16 protein-coding genes are annotated in these 16,422 nt (G+C 63.3%); 11 read left to right on the forward strand and 5 right to left on the reverse strand.

The window, feature by feature from the left end; all coding sequences use genetic code 11:
- Nucleotides 1-5 precede the first annotated feature (5 nt).
- Entirely contained in the window at nt 6-1,061 is a 1,056-nt protein-coding gene (locus tag QN222_RS14615) for a polysaccharide deacetylase family protein (RefSeq protein WP_283962828.1), read from the reverse strand.
- Nucleotides 1,062-1,261: 200 nt separating this feature from the next.
- Here QN222_RS14615 and QN222_RS14620 point away from each other — a divergent pair, with 200 nt between their 5' ends.
- On the forward strand, nt 1,262-2,515 hold the full coding sequence (locus tag QN222_RS14620) for a D-alanyl-D-alanine carboxypeptidase (protein ID WP_283962827.1): 1,254 nt from the start codon (nt 1,262-1,264) through the stop codon (nt 2,513-2,515).
- Between the two features lie 20 nt (nt 2,516-2,535).
- On the opposite strand, the gene QN222_RS14625 is transcribed toward QN222_RS14620, so the two are convergent.
- The 3 genes from QN222_RS14625 to QN222_RS14635 form a co-directional block, all read right to left on the reverse strand.
- Nucleotides 2,536-3,051 carry a GNAT family N-acetyltransferase gene (locus QN222_RS14625; protein ID WP_283962826.1) on the reverse strand — a complete coding sequence of 172 codons (516 nt, stop codon included), beginning with the start codon at nt 3,049-3,051 and terminating at the stop codon, nt 2,536-2,538.
- 34 nt (nt 3,052-3,085) lie between these two features.
- Complete coding sequence (gene tldD, locus QN222_RS14630; RefSeq protein WP_284005486.1) at nt 3,086-4,501, reverse strand: metalloprotease TldD; 1,416 nt, start codon at nt 4,499-4,501, stop codon at nt 3,086-3,088.
- A gap of 75 nt (nt 4,502-4,576) precedes the next feature.
- Nucleotides 4,577-5,776: a winged helix-turn-helix domain-containing protein gene (locus QN222_RS14635; RefSeq protein ID WP_283965313.1), complete on the reverse strand. Its 1,200-nt coding sequence runs from the start codon at nt 5,774-5,776 to the stop codon at nt 4,577-4,579.
- 122 nt (nt 5,777-5,898) lie between these two features.
- Here QN222_RS14635 and QN222_RS14640 point away from each other — a divergent pair, with 122 nt between their 5' ends.
- From QN222_RS14640 to QN222_RS14660, 5 genes are read left to right on the forward strand one after another with little or no spacing between them, the layout of a single operon-like run.
- Complete coding sequence (locus tag QN222_RS14640; protein ID WP_283965314.1) at nt 5,899-6,579, forward strand: energy-coupling factor ABC transporter ATP-binding protein; 681 nt, start codon at nt 5,899-5,901, stop codon at nt 6,577-6,579.
- Nucleotides 6,573-7,178, forward strand: coding sequence for an energy-coupling factor transporter transmembrane protein EcfT (locus QN222_RS14645; protein WP_283965315.1), 606 nt, complete (start codon nt 6,573-6,575; stop codon nt 7,176-7,178). The genes QN222_RS14640 and QN222_RS14645 overlap by 7 nt, the downstream gene beginning before the upstream one ends.
- Nucleotides 7,179-7,210: 32 nt before the next feature.
- Complete coding sequence (locus QN222_RS14650) at nt 7,211-7,774, forward strand: biotin transporter BioY (RefSeq protein WP_283965316.1); 564 nt, start codon at nt 7,211-7,213, stop codon at nt 7,772-7,774.
- 4 nt (nt 7,775-7,778) lie between these two features.
- Complete coding sequence (locus QN222_RS14655; protein WP_283965317.1) at nt 7,779-9,278, forward strand: class I adenylate-forming enzyme family protein; 1,500 nt, start codon at nt 7,779-7,781, stop codon at nt 9,276-9,278.
- Nucleotides 9,262-10,455 (forward strand): thiolase family protein, encoded by a 1,194-nt coding sequence (locus QN222_RS14660; protein ID WP_283965318.1) that lies wholly within the window; start codon nt 9,262-9,264, stop codon nt 10,453-10,455. The genes QN222_RS14655 and QN222_RS14660 overlap by 17 nt, the downstream gene beginning before the upstream one ends.
- On the opposite strand, the gene QN222_RS14665 is transcribed toward QN222_RS14660, so the two are convergent.
- The gene (locus QN222_RS14665) at nt 10,443-10,844 is read right to left on the reverse strand and encodes a thioesterase family protein (protein ID WP_283965319.1); all 402 of its coding nucleotides are present in this window, start codon (nt 10,842-10,844) and stop codon (nt 10,443-10,445) included. The two genes, QN222_RS14660 and QN222_RS14665, sit on opposite strands and share 13 nt — an antisense overlap.
- A 14-nt stretch (nt 10,845-10,858) precedes the next feature.
- Between QN222_RS14665 and QN222_RS14670 the strand changes: the two genes are divergently transcribed.
- The 5 genes from QN222_RS14670 to dxs all read left to right on the forward strand — a co-directional run bounded on the left by QN222_RS14670 (nt 10,859) and on the right by dxs (nt 16,410).
- Nucleotides 10,859-11,827 carry a zinc-dependent alcohol dehydrogenase family protein gene (locus QN222_RS14670; RefSeq protein ID WP_336621028.1) on the forward strand — a complete coding sequence of 323 codons (969 nt, stop codon included), beginning with the start codon at nt 10,859-10,861 and terminating at the stop codon, nt 11,825-11,827.
- 62 nt (nt 11,828-11,889) lie between these two features.
- Nucleotides 11,890-12,819, forward strand: coding sequence for a histone deacetylase family protein (locus tag QN222_RS14675; RefSeq protein ID WP_283965321.1), 930 nt, complete (start codon nt 11,890-11,892; stop codon nt 12,817-12,819).
- 3 nt (nt 12,820-12,822) lie between these two features.
- On the forward strand, nt 12,823-13,077 hold the full coding sequence (locus tag QN222_RS14680) for an exodeoxyribonuclease VII small subunit (RefSeq protein ID WP_283965322.1): 255 nt from the start codon (nt 12,823-12,825) through the stop codon (nt 13,075-13,077).
- 337 nt (nt 13,078-13,414) lie between these two features.
- Complete coding sequence (locus QN222_RS14685) at nt 13,415-14,338, forward strand: pirin family protein (protein WP_283965323.1); 924 nt, start codon at nt 13,415-13,417, stop codon at nt 14,336-14,338.
- Nucleotides 14,339-14,496: 158 nt separating this feature from the next.
- Nucleotides 14,497-16,410 (forward strand): 1-deoxy-D-xylulose-5-phosphate synthase, encoded by a 1,914-nt coding sequence (gene dxs, locus QN222_RS14690; protein ID WP_283965325.1) that lies wholly within the window; start codon nt 14,497-14,499, stop codon nt 16,408-16,410.
- Nucleotides 16,411-16,422 lie beyond the last annotated feature (12 nt).

A 16,422-nucleotide genomic window follows, 5' to 3' on the forward strand; every position in this document is an offset into this window, starting at 1 on the left:
GTGGATTATCCCACCATCAGCCGAAAGGGAATTCCGGAAGCAAGTGCCGAGACGTGGCGGCGGTTCTGGAAGTGGCCGTTGAGCGAGATTCGCGGCAGCGCGTGGAGATTTGAAGCGGTGCCGGCTGAAAGCGTGGCGGGTTGTGTCGTCACCGCCACCGTGAAACCCAGCCGTTCGGCGAGACGATGGTCTCGCTCCGAGACGGCATGCCTGTCGCCATAAGGATAGGCGAAAGTCGCCGGCCAGCGGCCGGCAAGGGCCTCGACGCGCGCGGCAGATTCCGACATCTCTCGCTGCGCCTCGACGTCGCTCAGCCGCGCCAGTGCGCGATGGCTGATCGTATGCGCGCCAAGACTTGCTAACGGGCTTTGCAGCAGGGAGCGCAAACCCGCCTTGTCGAGCGTCAAACCTGCGGTGATCGCAAGGGAATCAATGCCCTGGGCACGCGCCAACTCATTCAGTTTGCCGACGGCACCTGCCTCGTCATGACGGCGAACGTAAGTGGAGACGCGGTCGAATACAGCCTGCTTCTCGGCGGTGCTTGCGGCTCTCATGGTCTCCGTTCCGGAGCCGAAATCGAAGCGGAAATCACTTGCGGTCGAGAGCATGTCGGCAAGCGTCTCCCACCATAGCGTGTGGGTGCGGTCGACGTAGCCCCCCGTGACGAAGACAGTGAACGGCACGCCGTAGTGCTCGAAAACCGGCAAAGCGTATTCGAGGTTGTTGCGGTAGCCGTCATCAAGCGTGAAGCAGGCGACCGGCCGGGCATCATTGAGAACCAGGCTTTCTGGCAGATCTTCCAACGCGACGAAGCGATAACCATCACGCTTCAGCGCCAGGATCGCTTCCTCGAGAAACGCCGGCGTAATTTCCAGGTGAGCGTTGGGGTCAAACGCGCGCGGAAGCCTGGGACGAACATGATGCAGGGTGAAGATCGCGCCGCATCCGCGTGCGCCCGTCATCAATCCGGAGCGGGCGAGCAGTTGCGCGATTTCGAGCCCGCCGCCAATGGCGACGCGCCTCACTCGGTTTCGGACCACCCCCGCGATGCCCTGCTTCATCCGGTAACCCCCATCTGCCGGGGGGAAACTAGCGCCGGCCGGTTAAGCCTTGCTGAATCTGGCTGACTTCACGGGGCGTTCCGCAAACGTTCCGCCTTTTTGAGAAGCGTTCATGGCCTCGATATTGCAACAGAGCGGCTACCCTGTCACAAAGCGAAACATCGTTCCTGACAAGCGTCGTTTTGGAGAGGGGAAATCCGATGAAGAGCTTCCGATTCGCCCTGGTGGCGGTCGCCGCTTTCGTGTTCGGCGCCGCGCACGCGGTAGCGGGTAGCGCGTCCCTCATTCTTGATGCGCGGACAGGCAGGATTCTCGCTGCCGAGAATGCCGACACGCTCAACCATCCGGCGTCGCTGACGAAGATGATGACGCTCTATTTGACCTTCGAGGCACTGCATCGGGGCAAGATCGGCTGGAGCACGCCATTGGTGATGTCGCCGACGGCTGCGCGCAAACCACCGACCAAGCTCGGCGTCAGGGCCGGCGATACGATCACAGTTCAGGAGGCCGTCTACGGCATGATCGTTCGCTCCGCCAATGATGCGGCGGCAGCGGTCGCCGAAGCGCTCGGAGGCTCGGAGGCCGCCTTTGCGCAGATGATGAACGCAAAAGCGCGTCGCCTCGGCATGACACGTACATACTTCGTGAACGCCTCCGGTCTGCCGGCACGTGAGCAGGTAACGACAGCGCGCGACATGGCGCGGCTTGCCATCGCGCTGATGAGAGATTTCCCGGGGGAGTATCGCATGTTCGCTGCCCAGGGCTTCACCTTTCGCGGCCGCACGATCCGCGGTCACAACAATCTGATGTATCGATACGCAGGCATGGACGGGATCAAGACTGGCTACACCAACGCATCGGGCTACAACATCGTGAGCGCCGTCAGGGATGGCAGTCGCCGTATCATCGGCGTGGTGCTCGGCGGTCGGTCGGCAAAGGGTCGGGATGACAAGATGGCTTCCCTGCTCGACCAGCATCTGGGTAGGGCGGCAGCGCCCGCCGGCAACCGACTGGTCGCCGTGGCGAGTTCGCAGGGCGCCGTTGAAGTGGCTGGGCTGCCGGGCGTCCGGCTCTCCTATACCGACGCCGCCCGGACGAGCGAAAGCGGCCTCGCCATTGCGGCGGCATCCACCGCGCCAGCGATGCCGTCGGACCGCCCGACAGCCGTCGATGACAGCGCAGGCGTAGCACCAACCGCCAACGGCCACTGGCAAATTCAGATCTCCACCGCCGCAACGGCAGAAGGCGCCCGGAAGATTCTGGTCGAAGCGCAGTCGGCCGGTGGCGCGGCCCTGCTCGGCGCCTCCCCTCATACGGAAGTGTCCGGCACCGGCAGCGCCAAGCAATATCGCGCACGCTTCATCGGCTTCGCCAGCCGTGAGGCGGCCAATTCCGCCTGCGCCATTCTGAAGAAGCGATCCTACGATTGCACGCTGCTACCGGATCGCGGTTAGTCTGCACGTAAGCCGCAACGCTATGCGGCGGAGGCAAGTCGTCGAACGTAGAATTTCGTGTCGACGCTCATGACCGGAAAGCCAGCGGGCAGATCATCCTTCGTGATCTCGGCAAACCCGTTCTTCTCATAAAAACGATGCGCCGCGAGGAACTTGTCCGTCGTGCCGAGAAAGAGGGCTGCGATCTTCCGGCGCTCTGCGTGGACAAGCAGGCTTTCGAAGAGGCGTGCTGCCACACCGTGGCTGCGGCCACGGAAATCGGGAGCGACGAACATCTTGCGGATTGCTGCCTGAGAACCGCCGATATCCTTGAGCCCAAGGGTACCGACGACCCGGTCGCCCGCGGTGGCTACCCAGAAATCTCCAATCCCGCTCTGATAGAAGGCGGGGATCGAATGCAGATCCGGTTGATCGTCGATGGTGATTGCGATGCCGAATTCTTCGCGCTGGATCGGCAGAATGACGTCGATGACGCCTTGTTCGTCCTCCGCTGCGAAGCGGCGGATTTCCAGCTCTCCAGGTGCTTCATCGGTCATGACGTCGTCCCTCGGCTCTCAACCGGTGTTTCATTCACGCCTGCGTGCCGCCGACGGTGATCTGATCCATCCTGAGATGCGGCTGGCCGACGCCGACCGGCACCCATTGACCGGCTTTGCCGCAATTGCCGATGCCTGTATCGAGCTTCGTGTCGTTGCCGACCATCGTCACCCGCTTCATCGCATCCGGCCCATTGCCGATCAGCATTGCCCCCTTGACGGGCGCGCCGACCTTACCGTTCTCGATCAAATAGGCTTCGGTGCAGCCGAACACGAACTTGCCGGAGGTGATGTCCACCTGACCGCCGCCGAAGGAGACGGCGTAAATGCCCTTCTTGACGGAAGCGATGATTTCCTCCGGCGTCCGATCGCCGGAAAGCATGTAAGTGTTCGTCATTCGAGGCATCGGCACATGCGCATAGCCCTGCCGGCGGCCGTTGCCCGTAGCCTTCATACCCATCAGCCGTGCATTCTGCCGGTCCTGCATGTACCCGACCAGCTTGCCGTCCTCGATCAGCACGTTGTAGCCCGACGGGGTGCCCTCATCATCGACCGAGATCGAGCCGCGCCGCGCCTCGATGGTGCCGTCGTCGACGACAGTAACCCCTTTGGCAGCCACCTGTTCGCCCAGGAGGCCGGCAAAGGCGGACGTCTTCTTGCGATTGAAATCACCCTCGAGCCCGTGGCCAACCGCTTCATGCAGCATGACGCCGGGCCAGCCGGAGGCGAGCACGACGTCCATCGTGCCTGCCGGGGCATCGATGGCCTCGAGGTTGACGAGCGCCTGCCGCAACGCTTCGTCGGCACCGCGCTTCCAGTTCTCTTCCGTGACGAAGTCACCTAACCCGCGCCGTCCGCCGACGCCGAACGAACCCGTTTCCTGCCGATCCCCATCGCCAACGACGACCGAGAAGTTGATGCGAGTCATCGGCCTCACATCGTGGACGCGGTGACCGTCGGCCCGCAGAATGTCGACCACCTGCCAGCTGGCGGAGATCGACGCCGTCACCTGCCTGACCTTCGGATCCTTGGCGCGCAGATAGGCGTCAACCTCCTGAAGCAAAGCGACCTTGGCCTCGAAGCTCGGTTCGCCGATCGGATTTTCGTCGCCGTAGAGTTTCTTGTTGGTGCGCTGCGGGGCCGCGGCATAGGAACCGGCATAGCCACGCGTCACCTGGCCAACGGCGTCCGCCGCCCTGCGCAGGGCGGCAAGCGACAATTCGCCGGCATGCGCGTAACCGACCGATTCACCGGCGACAGCACGCAAGCCGAAACCCTGGTCGGTGTTGAAGCTGCCGCCCTTGAGACGTCCGTTATCAAAGGACAGGACCTCGGCTTGCGCGTGTTCCAGAAAGAGCTCGCCGTCATCTGCGCCGGAAAGCGTCTCGGACAGAACCTTGCGGACCGTAGCCTCGTCCGCATCGAAGAGGCTTATCAGATCGGTGTTCATGGTCGTCTGCTCCCGGTGGTTCAATGTCCTGAGCCCCTCATTTAGGAAGCAGGGGGACGCAAGCCAAGAAAAATCTCAGGAAACGGGCGCGTTCCAGCCGTCGAGCAGGTTGACGTCTTCGACACCGGTGAAACGGGCGATGCGGTCGAGTTCGGCGGCAAGCTTTTCCATGCGGCCGGACGAGACCCTGACACCCGGCTCCAGCCAGAGACGCCGGACGTCGAGGCGTCCGAGCTTTCGGTCCGCTTTCATGTCGATGCGGCCGATCAAACGGTCGCCTTCGATCAACGGGAAGACATAATAGCCGTATTCCCGCTTCGCCTCCGGCACAAAAACCTCGATACGATAGAAGAAGCCGAAAAGCCGCTCCGTTCGATTGCGATCACGCAGCAAGGGATCGAACGGGCTGAGCACGCGGATGCGTCCCGGCGGCTCGGCAATGTCGCCGAGGTTATCGGGGAATCCGGAAAGCGCATAGGAAGCGCGCGGCTTGCCGCCATTGGCGGATTCGATCAGCACCTCCGAAAGCTCATCCCGATGCGCCGCAACCCAGGCTTTCGCCTCATCCGGCGACACCAGATCCCAGAAGGCGGCGATCTCTCCATGGGTCGCGAAGCCCAGTCGATCGAGCGCGCTGCGGCACGCCCAGTCGATAAACTCCGCGTGACCCACCTCGCCTTCGTAGTGCTGCGGAGGAATGACGCGCTCGGTAAGATCGTAGACCTTCTGGAAGTTCTCCCGGCGCGCGATCGCCAACCTGCCCTGGCGCCATAGCACTTCGAGCGCGGTCTTCGACGGATGCCAGTTCCACCAGCCGCCGGATACGTGGCCGTCCATCTTGAGATCGCGGGCCATCACCGCGCCGTCGCTGACGATGCGTTCGTAGGTTTCCTCGCAACCGTCGTCAAACCCCTCGCCCCGCCATTTGAGCCAGCGCTCGCGCAGCGTCTCACTTTCCCATTTGAAGCGATGTTTCCAATAGATGAAAAAGGCGCTTGGAATGATCGAGGCGTCATGGGTCCAGTGTTCGAAGAGCTCGCCGTCCTTTTCGAGCAATTCAGTCAGGTGTTCGCGACGATAGGTCTGGTTGCGGGAAAAAAGGATTTGGTGATGGGCCCGCTCGACCGTCGCGATGCTGTCGACCTGGACGAAGCCGAGGTCGCGGATGAGTTTTAAGAGCCCTTCCTTGCCGAGCGCACGCTGCGGCGCGGCAGAAAGGCCCTGCTTGGCGAGAAAGATGCGCCGGGCATCGCGATTGGAGAGGCGAATCGTCATGGTTTGAAAGAGTAGGCTTTTATTCCCATTATTGAAATGCCACAGTGCAACGGTCTGGGCGCATTGCCCTTGCCGATCGACTTGCCCTATAGAGCCACCACGCAAACTGCGAGGGACAAGGCTTGGATATTCGCTTTACCGATTGCTCGGTCAGCTTCGGCGAACGAGTCGCGCTCCATCCCCTGACACTCGCCCTTGACGAACGCCGCATCGGCATCATCGGCCTCAACGGCTCCGGCAAGACGACCTTCGCGCGGCTGATCAACGGGCTCGTCAAGCCGACCAAGGGCCACGTGATGGTCAATGGGCTCGATACGGTCAAGGACGACAAAGCCGTCCTTGCAGAGGCAGGCTTCATCTTCCAGAATCCGCAGCACCAGTTGATCATGCCGATCGTCTCCGACGATATCGCATTCGGGCTGAAGAATCGCGGCTTGCCTCAGCACGAAATTGCCGCACGGACCGAGGCGGCGCTGGAGCGCTTTGGTGTTACCCCCCTTGCCCGGCGGCGTGTGCATGAGCTTTCTGGTGGCGAAACGCAACTGGTCGCCATGGCGAGCGTCGTCGTCACCGGGCCGAAGATCCTGATTCTCGACGAGCCGACCAACCAGCTTGACCTCCGCAACCGCCGCATGGTCGCTGACACGATCGATACACTCGACGAGGATACCATCGTCATCACCCATGACCTTGAACTCGTCGAAAGCGTCGAAAGGCTGTTGCTCTTCCATGAGGGCCGGCTGCTCGCCGATGGCAAACCCGCCGAAACGATCCGGCGCTATCACGAGGTCGCCGGATGCTGACGAGCCTCTATGTGGAGGGCAGAAGCTGGTTTCACCGTCTGCCGGTGCGCGCGAAGCTCATTGCCCTCGTGCTTCTCAGCCTCTCGCTCTTCGCGACGCAATCGCTCTATCTGCTTGCGCCCGCCTTCCTGCTCTGCGGATGGCTCTATTTCTCCCTCGGCCTGACAATCCGCCAGGCGCTCGCGCGTATCGGTTTCGTTTTTTTCACCATCCTGGTCCTTGCCGCCGTCAACCTCTTTCTTCTCCCCTTCCCCGAGGTCGCCGCGCTGGTGCTGCGGCTGATGGCGCTGGTGTTCTTCGCCGCAGCGGTTACAGCGACGACGACGATCAGCGCCTTCATGGACGAGATCACCATCCTGCTGAAGCCGATCGAACGCATGGGCTTGCTCAATGCCGCCGACGTCAGCCTGGCGCTCGGCCTCGTGCTGCGTTTCGTTCCGGACATTTTCGCGCGCTACGAGGCGATCCGCGAGGCGCATCGCGCGCGGGGCCTGCCGATACGGCCACTGACGATCATCGGACCGCTTATCATCCTGACGCTCAAAGATGCGGATACGATTGCCGCGGCCATTGACGCTCGCGGATTTCGGCGGCAATAAATTCGCGCTTTCTAATAAAAAGGTACGACCACATGAACACCAGAGATCTCGTCCTCATCGCGCTTTTTGCCGCGATCGTCGTCGTCCTTGGCCTCATCCCACCGATCACGCTCGGGTTCATCCCCGTTCCGATCACGGCGCAATCGATGGGCGTGATGCTCGCCGGCTGCATCATCGGTGCAAAACGCGGGGCGCTCGCCTTCCTGCTGTTCGTCCTTCTGGTCGCCATCGGCCTGCCCGTGCTCTCCGGCGGACGCGGCGGTCTCGCTGTTCTGGCAGGCCCTTCGGGCGGCTTCATCCTTGGCTGGGCAGTCGCAGCCTACATTACGGGCATCATCGCCGAACGCTTCATTCATGAGGGCCAGTCGGAGAGCCGCCAGTTCGGCGGGTTCTTTCTGGCCTCGGTCGTCGGCGGCATCGTCGTGCTCTACGGGATCGGTGTGCCATGGCTGTCCGCCGTCACCGGCACGCCGCTGCTCGCGGCCGCGACCGGTTCGCTCGCCTTCATCCCCGGTGATTTTCTGAAGGCGGCGATCGCAACACTTGCCGCCCGCGCCGTTTACGCCGGTTATCCGCTGCTGCCGGTCCGCGCTTGAATCAATGCCGCTCGCCGAAGCCATCATGCATCACGCGGGTGAACGCCCGCATGAACCGGCCTTCCGCATCGAAGACCGGGTATTCTCCTTTGGAGAGCTTGCCGTCGACGCGGGCCATATCCTCCACGCGCTAGGACAGCGGTTATCGGCCGAGACGAGTGACAGTGTGCTGTCCGGACGCGCGCGGCTGATCGCGCTCCAAACCGGCAATCATCCGCTCTTTGCTGCTGCATTCATCGCCGCGACCGCAGGCGGCAATTGCGCCGCGCTCATCGATCCGCATCTGCCGGAGCCGACGCGCCGCCGGATGATCGAGCAGTTGCGGCCCGACATCGTCGTCCATCCGGAGGGCGATGCGCTGCGGCTCGAACGGCCGGCGACGGGCGAAAACGCTCCCATCGACACCGACGCCGATGGCATCGGTACGATCCTTGTCGGCGAGGGCGGCGAACCTTTCCTCATCGTCTTCACATCCGGCACGACGGGAGAACCGAAGGCGATTGTCCGCGATCGCCGATCCTGGCGTCTCAGCCTCGAAACCGGCCAGGGCTTTTTCGGCATCGGAGCGGAAACGACAACCTATGCGCCGGGGCCGCTTGCTCACGGCCTGACGCTCTACGCGCTCGTCGAGAGCTTGAAGGCAGGCGCCGAATTCATCGGTGCCCGGCATTTCGATCCTCGCCAAGCCGTGGCGACGATCATTGCCAGAAAGGTCAAGCGGCTCGTCCTGGTGCCGACGATGCTGCGGCGGCTCTGCGAACACGTGCGAGGCTCCGCCCTGCCCTCTGTCGAAGCAATCACCGTCGCCGGAGCCAAACTCACGCCCGCGGACCGGAACGCCGCGCGTATTGCCTTTCCCGAGGCGTGCGTTATCGAATACTACGGCGCCTCGGAGCTCGGCTTCATTACCGTCGCCGCGGTGTCGGATAATCACGCGCCAACGGCCGTCGGCAAGGCGTTCCCTGGCGTCCGACTCCATATCCTTGACGAGGCGGAAAAACGCCTCCCCGCAGGCGAGACCGGCACGATCTTCGTCGAAAGCCCGCTCATATCCGATGGCTATGTGGCGGGAGACGATGGCACAGGTTTTCGCCGCTGCAGCAATCTCGCAACGGTCGGCGATCTTGGCTTCCTCGACCCCAACGGCACGCTGCATCTGATCGGCCGTGCCGGAGGGATGGTGCTCTCGGGCGGCAACAATATTTATCCGTCCGAGGTCGAGGCCGTTATCATGGCCGCCGACAATGTGAGCGCCGTCCAGGTCCTGGGTCTCGACCACCCCGACCTCGGCAGCGAGCTCGCAGCCATCATCCAGCCGCGCGGCGAGGCTTTCGACCATCTTGCACTCGAACGTCATCTTGCCGCCGCTCTGCCGCGCTACAAGCATCCGCGCAAGATCTGGCTCTGCCGTGAACTGCCGATGACGGCCTCCGGCAAGATCGCCATCAAGGAGCTGCGGCAATGGATCGCGGAGGGAAACGGTGCCCTTGAACGCCTCGTCTGATCCGGCCCGCACACCCGTTATCATCGCCGCATTGCGCACGCCGATCGGCCGTGTGAACGGCAGCCTGGCCAAGATCGAACCGGCGACGCTCGCCGCCCCGCTGATTGCCCGGATCATTGCCGACATCGGCATCGCTGGCGATGAAATCGACGACGTGCTCATCGGCAACGCCGCCAACAGCGCTGGCAATCTCGCGCGGCTTGCGGCGCTCGAAGCCGGCCTGCCCGTTGCGATCCCCGGCGTCACGGTCGACAGGCAATGCGGCTCGGGCCTCGAAGCCATCATACTTGCGGCGCGGCAGATCCAGGCTGGCGCGGGACGGTTCTATCTCGCCGGCGGCAGCGAAAGCGCCAGCCGCGCCCATATCCGGCTTCGCCCGCCGCTTGCACGCGACGAGGAACTTCAGCCGGTCAAGCGGGCGCGGATGGCACCTGATTCGATCGGCGACCCGGACATGGGCGTTGCAGCCGAGAACGTCGCCGCTGCCTGCGGTATTTCCCGCGAACGGCAGGACCAGTTCGCACTGGAAAGCCACCGCCGTGCCGTTGCGGCCGCGGCGGCCGGTAGGTTCCAGCGCGAGATCGTCGCGGTCTCGACGCCGACGGGTCTTGTCGCCAGCGATGAATGTCCCCGGGCAAATGCGGCAGCCGAGACGCTGGCGCGGCTCAAACCGATTTTTGTCAGGGACGGCACCGTGACAGCCGGCAATGCCTGTCCGATCAATGACGGGGCCGCCATGGTGCTGGTGACGAACCTCGCGGAGGCGCACCGGCTTGGCATTCCCTTTGCCCTGGAGTTCGTCGACGCGGCGACCGCGGGCGTTGACCCGAACCTGCTCGGGCTCGGTCCGGTTCCAGCGATGGCGAGACTTCGCGCCCGCAATCCGGCGCTCGACGTCGCCACGGTCGATTTCATCGAATTCAACGAGGCTTTCGCTTCACAGGTTCTCGGCAGCCTCGACCAACTCAACATCGGACCGGAACGCATCAATTCCGACGGCGGGGCGATTGCGCTCGGCCACCCCTATGGCGCGTCGGGGGCAATTCTCGTCGTCAGGCTGTTTTCGCAAATGCTCGCGGCTCGATCCGATACGGTGGGCCTGGCAATGATGGGGATTGGCGGCGGCATGGGCGTGGTCGCACACTTCCGCAGCCTTCGGCCCGATCACGCGAGATAGGTAGTCAGCCATTCGCGTGTGGTGACAGGCAGCGGTACCGGGGCATGGCGCGCGGGATCGACCGCCACCCAGACAATCTCGACCTCGGCGACAAGTTGGCCGCCAGCCTCCACGCGCACGGCAAAGCTCACCGAGCTGCCGCCGATCTTCGAGACGTTGACGATGAAACGGGCCGGCTCGTCGTAGCGCAGACCGCGATGGAAGACGCAGGCCGATCGGCGCACGAGATAGGCAGGCTCTTTCCTGATCGTCGGCCGGTGGCGCCAGAGGTTGGACAGCGCGGCCTCGGCATGCGCGTAGTAGGCCGCATTGTGCATGTGGCCGTGCATGTCTATATCGCGAAACGGAATGCGGATTTCCGTAACGTTTTCCCGCTGCGTGCCGTCCATGCGAGGCCCTCACGATGCTCTCTTCTCTGGTTAGACAGTTTGGCGATCCCGGACAAGTGATCGAACTGGTAGACACCGACCGCGGCACGCCGGGGGCCCAGGAAGTCGAGATCGCCGTCTCGCTTTCGGCCGTCAATCCGTCGGACCTGATCCCCGTGACCGGTGCCTACAGCGCGCGCACGGTCCTGCCCTTCGTTCCCGGCTTCGAGGGCGTCGGGGTCGTCACCCGGGCCGGGGCGCGCGTAAAGGATCTAAAGTCCGGAGATCGCGTCATTCCCATCGGCGCGAGCGGCCTGTGGCAGCAGTTTCTCGTCCGCCCGGCCGAATGGTGTTTTTCCGTACCGGACGACGTCGACGACCAACAGGCTGCCACGAGCTACGTCAACCCGCTGACGGCCTTGAGGCTCATCGAGCACTTGAGAGAGCATTTCGGGTCACTCAAGGGCCGCAGCGTCGGCGTGACCGCGGCAGGCTCCGCGATCGGCGGCATGCTCTTGCGCCTGCTCGCCCTGGAGGGCGTGGCGACGACCGCCATCGTTCGCCGCGAAAAGAGCGTGAGCCACCTTGCCGATGCGGACCGGGTCATTGTCGCGGACGGCGATAACCTTCCGGCACAGCTCGCGTTCGACGCCGTGCTGGATGCCGTCGGTGGGACTCTGGCCGGCGCGTTGATTGCGCGGTCCGTCCAATCCGGCGGAACCTTCGTGCAATACGGTGCCTTGAGCGGCGTGCCGGTGCCGCAGGCCGCAATCAGCGGCCGGCCGGATGTCCGTTTCGCGTTCCTTTGGCTCAGGACCTGGGTGCATTCGGCCGGCCGCGATGCGCTCGAAGCCGCCTTTGAGCGAAGCTTCGCGGGTCTTCGCGACGGGTTGTTTGCGAGCCCGATCGCAGGCACCTATCCGTTGAGCCGTCTCGCCGAAGCCCTCGCGCATCAGACGGACCCGCTTCGCGACGGCAAGATCCTGCTCGATCCGCGCTGTTGAAAATCGCCACTTTCACCGCCTCAACCATGGACCTCCGGCAGTCCGCGCACTAGGTTTGCGCCATGGCTACGTTCCTCTACGAAAATCCGGTCTTCCTGGAGCACAAGGTTCCCGAGGGACATCCCGAGCGGCCGGACCGGCTGAGGGCGCTGAACCTGGCACTGGAACATCCGAATTTTGCCGAGCTCAAACGGATCAAGGCGCCAAGGGGCAGCGAGGAGTTGGTTCTGCTCGCCCATCCGGAAGATCACCTGAGGTCGATCGTCCGGGCGATCCCGGAAGAAGACATAAACCAGTTCGAGGCGGATACCTGTGCGAGCCCACAGAGCCTTGTTGCAGCGCTGACGGCTATTGGCGGCGCTGTCGCGGCGGTCGACGCCGTCTTCACCGGCGAGGCGAATAACGCCTTCGTCGCCGCACGCCCGCCGGGACACCATGCCGAAAAGATGAAGGCAATGGGTTTCTGCTTCTTCAATACGATTGCGATCGCCGCGCGCCATGCGCAAAAGGCCCACGGCGCCGAGCGCGTCGCGATCGTCGACTGGGACGTCCACCACGGCAACGGCACACAGGACATTTTCTGGAACGATCCGTCAGTGCTCTTCTGCTCCACCCACCAGATGCCGCTTTATCCCGGTACCGGTGCAAAGGACGAGACCGGCGTCGACGACAACATCGTCAATGCACCACTCTCGCCGAACAGCGGGAGCGAGCACTTCCGCGATGCGTTCCGGACCCGGGTGCTCAGCGCACTTGATGATTTCCGTCCCGACTTCGTGCTGATCTCCGCCGGCTTCGATGCCCATCACCGCGATCCGCTGGCGCAGATCAATCTCGTGGCCGAGGATTTCGACTGGGCAACGGGTCGCCTGATGGAAGTCGCCGGCAGGACTGCGGGCAACCGTATCGTCAGCCTGCTCGAGGGCGGCTATGACCTGCAGGGGCTCGCCGAATCGGCGGGTTTGCATATTCTGAGATTGATGAGAGGGTAATTGATGACCACTACCACGCAACCGGACGTTTCCGCCCTCTCCTTCGAGCAGGCCGTCGAAGAACTGGAGCGCATCGTCTCGGCGCTTGAACGCGGCGACGTCGCGCTCGACAAATCGATCGAGATCTACGAGCGCGGCGAGGCGCTGAAGAAGCATTGCGAGATGCTTTTGAAGGCCGCCGAGGACCGCATCGAGAAGATCCGGCTCGACCGCGCCGGCAAGCCGCAGGGCGTGGAACCGCTCGACGCGGACCAGTGAGTTGGCGGGATGAGGTTGTGCCAAGTTTCGCCCCTCATCCGCCTGCCGGCACCTTCTCCCCGCAAGCGGGGCGAAGGGACGAACTGCGCCCGCTCATTCCTTCCGATAGGTGGGCTAGCGGGAAGGGCTGACGGAACACTCCCAGTCCCCTCGCCCCGCTTGCGGGGAGAGGGCTAGGGTGAGGGGCCAAGCCCGCGTCCACCGTCTTCTGTCTATGCCGAATGACCGCGATCGTTGACGCGGAACGAGAAACGCAGCGTCTTCTGGCGCCCGCTACCGGACTGAGGGGATTGGCGCTACTCTCCCCACGAGGAAGCACACCAACGGAGTGATTGCCATGTCGTTCTTTCCTGGTCCCGATCCGCTCGCCGGTGACAAGCCCGCCTGCGATGCCATCGAACATCTCATCATTCCGCGCACCAGCGACATAGGCGGCCTTGAGGTTCGCCGGGCGCTCCCGACCGCAAAGCGCCGCCTCGTCGGTCCCTTCATTTTTTTCGATCGGATGGGACCGGCACTATTTCGTGCCGGCCAGGCAATCGACGTTCGCCCGCATCCGCATATCGGCCTTTCGACCGTCACCTATCTCTTCGACGGCGAGATCAAGCACCGCGACAGCCTCGGCACCGAAATGGTGATCCGCCCCGGGGATGTGAACCTGATGACCGCCGGTCGCGGCATCGTGCATTCCGAGCGCTCGCCGGAAAATCAGCGTGGTCACGAACGTTCGCTGTCGGGTCTGCAGACCTGGCTGGCGCTCCCCGATCACAAGGAAGAAATCGACCCGCTATTCGATCACACGGAAAGGCATATGCTGCCGGCTCTTTCCGATGGCGGCGTAGAGGCGCGCGTTGTCATTGGCGGCTTCGAGGGAGCAACCTCGCCGGTCTCCACCTTTAGCGATACGATCTATGTCGACCTGATGATCGAACCGGGCAAGAGCGCGCCCTTTGCCGCCAACTGGGAAGAACGGGCACTCTACATCCTCTCCGGTGAAGCGATCATCGCCGGCGATCACTTTGCCGACAACCAGTTGCTCGTCTTCCGCCCCGGCGATGAAATCACGGTGACCGCCGGCCCCGCTGGCTGTCACGTCATGCTGTTCGGCGGCGCCGCTCTCGGCTCGCCGCGCCACATCTGGTGGAACTTCGTTTCCTCGTCCAAGGAACGGATCGACAAGGCAAAGGAAGAATGGCGCAGCGGGCGCTTCGATATCGTGCCGGGGGACGAGGAAGAGTTCATACCATTGCCCGAAAGCTAAATTTCGTTAAGCTCTTGGTTGAAGTCGCAGGAAAGCCTAATTTTGCATTCAACGGCGATTGCGTCTAAAGATCCGTTTCGACGAACACCTTCAACAGTTCGCGCGCCGTCCTCGGCGCGCATGAGGCATGCAGCGTGACACAACTGCCAACCAATCCTATGCCGGCGACGCCCTTGCTTGATCAGGTTAAGTTCCCCGACGATCTCAAGAAGATCGACGACAAGGATCTGCCGGAACTGGCAAGTGAACTGCGCGCGGAAATGATCGATGCGGTGTCTCGCACCGGCGGCCATCTCGGCGCCGGCCTCGGCGTCGTCGAACTGACGATCGCGATTCACAAGATTTTCGATACGCCGCATGATCGGCTGATCTTCGACGTCGGCCATCAGTGCTATCCGCACAAGATCCTGACAGGGCGGCGTGATCGCATCCGCACGCTGCGCCAGGAAGGCGGCCTTTCCGGCTTCACCCGGCGGGCCGAAAGCGAATACGACCCCTTCGGCGCGGCGCACTCCTCGACTTCGATTTCCGCCGGACTCGGCATGGCGGTCGCCGCCGATCTCGACGGCAAGTCCCGCAACGTGATTGCCGTAATCGGTGACGGCGCGCTCTCGGCCGGCATGGCCTATGAAGCGTTGAACAACGCCGGGGCGCTCGATGCACGGCTCATCGTCATCCTTAACGACAATGACATGTCGATCGCGCCGCCTACCGGCGCGATGAGCGCCTATCTCGCGCGGCTTGCTTCGGGCCGCACCTATATGGGCATCCGCGAGGTCGGCAAGAAGCTGACGGCGTATCTCGGAAAGAGCGTCGACCGGGCGATCACGCGCGCCGTGGAGCATGCCCGCGGCTATGTCACCGGTGGCACGCTCTTCGAGGAAATGGGCTTTTATCATATTGGCCCTATCGACGGTCATTCCTTCGATCACCTGCTGCCCGTGCTGCGCAATGTCCGGGACAACGCCAAGGGACCGGTGCTGATCCATGTGGTGACGCAGAAGGGCAAGGGCTATCCGCCGGCGGAAGCGGCTGCCGACAAGTATCACGGCGTCAACAAGTTCGACGTGATCACCGGTGCCCAGGCGAAGGCGAAACCGAATGCGCCGGCCTATACGTCGGTGTTTGCGGAAGCGCTCGTCCAGGAAGCAAGCCTTGACGACAAGATCGTCGCCATCACCGCCGCGATGCCGTCCGGCACCGGTCTCGATAGGTTCGCGATGGTCCACCCGTCGCGCTGCTTCGATGTCGGCATCGCCGAGCAGCACGCAGTGACCTTCGCGGCGGGGCTCGCCGCCGAAGGCTACAAGCCCTTCGCAGCGCTCTATTCCACGTTCCTGCAACGCGCCTACGACCAGGTCGTCCATGACGTGGCGATCCAGGGGCTGCCGGTCCGCTTCCCGATCGACCGCGCCGGCTTCGTCGGCGCCGACGGGCCGACGCATGCCGGTTCCTTCGATACGACCTACCTCGCCACGCTGCCCGGCTTCGTGGTGATGGCCGCCGCCGATGAGGCGGAACTGAAACACATGGTGCGCACTGCAGCCGCCTATGACGAAGGCCCGATTTCCTTCCGCTATCCGCGCGGCGAGGGCGTCGGCGTCGACCTGCCGGAACGTGGGCAGATCCTGCAAATCGGCAAGGGACGCATCGTCAAGGAAGGCTCGAAGATCGCGCTGCTTTCATTCGGCACACGGCTTGCCGACTGTCTGATGGCGGCGGAGGATCTGGACGCTGCCGGCCTCTCGACGACGGTTGTCGACGCTCGCTTTGCAAAGCCCCTCGACCACGATCTCATCCGCCAGCTCGCACGGCATCATGAAGTGCTGATCACCATCGAAGAGGGCGCCGTCGGCGGCTTTGGAGGCCATGTACTCCAGTTCCTTGCGCAGGACGGCCTGCTCGATGGCGGGCTCAAGGTGCGGCCGATGGTAATGCCGGACATCTGGATGGAACAGGCAAAGCCCGAAGCCATGTATGCCACGGGCGGGCTCGACCGGGCCGGCATCGTCTCGACCGTCTTCAAGGCGCTTGGCCAGAAGCATGCGGTCGGCCTCGGGGCCGCAGGCTGAGACCTTTTCGGT

This window comes from Sinorhizobium sp. 6-70 (assembly GCF_030124375.1).
Taxonomy (GTDB): domain Bacteria; phylum Pseudomonadota; class Alphaproteobacteria; order Rhizobiales; family Rhizobiaceae; genus Sinorhizobium.

Coding starts and splice junctions, on each gene's coding strand:
- dxs (WP_283965325.1), top strand. CDS start 14,497: ATGCCGGCGACGCCCTTGCTTGATCAGGTTAAGTTCCCCGACGATCTC.
- QN222_RS14645 (WP_283965315.1), top strand. CDS start 6,573: ATGCTGACGAGCCTCTATGTGGAGGGCAGAAGCTGGTTTCACCGTCTG.
- QN222_RS14665 (WP_283965319.1), bottom strand. CDS start 10,844: ATGGACGGCACGCAGCGGGAAAACGTTACGGAAATCCGCATTCCGTTT.
- QN222_RS14680 (WP_283965322.1), top strand. CDS start 12,823: ATGACCACTACCACGCAACCGGACGTTTCCGCCCTCTCCTTCGAGCAG.
- QN222_RS14625 (WP_283962826.1), bottom strand. CDS start 3,051: ATGACCGATGAAGCACCTGGAGAGCTGGAAATCCGCCGCTTCGCAGCG.
- tldD (WP_284005486.1), bottom strand. CDS start 4,501: ATGAACACCGATCTGATAAGCCTCTTCGATGCGGACGAGGCTACGGTC.
- QN222_RS14675 (WP_283965321.1), top strand. CDS start 11,890: ATGGCTACGTTCCTCTACGAAAATCCGGTCTTCCTGGAGCACAAGGTT.
- QN222_RS14670 (WP_336621028.1), top strand. CDS start 10,859: ATGCTCTCTTCTCTGGTTAGACAGTTTGGCGATCCCGGACAAGTGATC.
- QN222_RS14635 (WP_283965313.1), bottom strand. CDS start 5,776: ATGACGATTCGCCTCTCCAATCGCGATGCCCGGCGCATCTTTCTCGCC.
- QN222_RS14615 (WP_283962828.1), bottom strand. CDS start 1,061: ATGAAGCAGGGCATCGCGGGGGTGGTCCGAAACCGAGTGAGGCGCGTC.
- QN222_RS14650 (WP_283965316.1), top strand. CDS start 7,211: ATGAACACCAGAGATCTCGTCCTCATCGCGCTTTTTGCCGCGATCGTC.
- QN222_RS14655 (WP_283965317.1), top strand. CDS start 7,779: ATGCCGCTCGCCGAAGCCATCATGCATCACGCGGGTGAACGCCCGCAT.
- QN222_RS14620 (WP_283962827.1), top strand. CDS start 1,262: ATGAAGAGCTTCCGATTCGCCCTGGTGGCGGTCGCCGCTTTCGTGTTC.
- QN222_RS14685 (WP_283965323.1), top strand. CDS start 13,415: ATGTCGTTCTTTCCTGGTCCCGATCCGCTCGCCGGTGACAAGCCCGCC.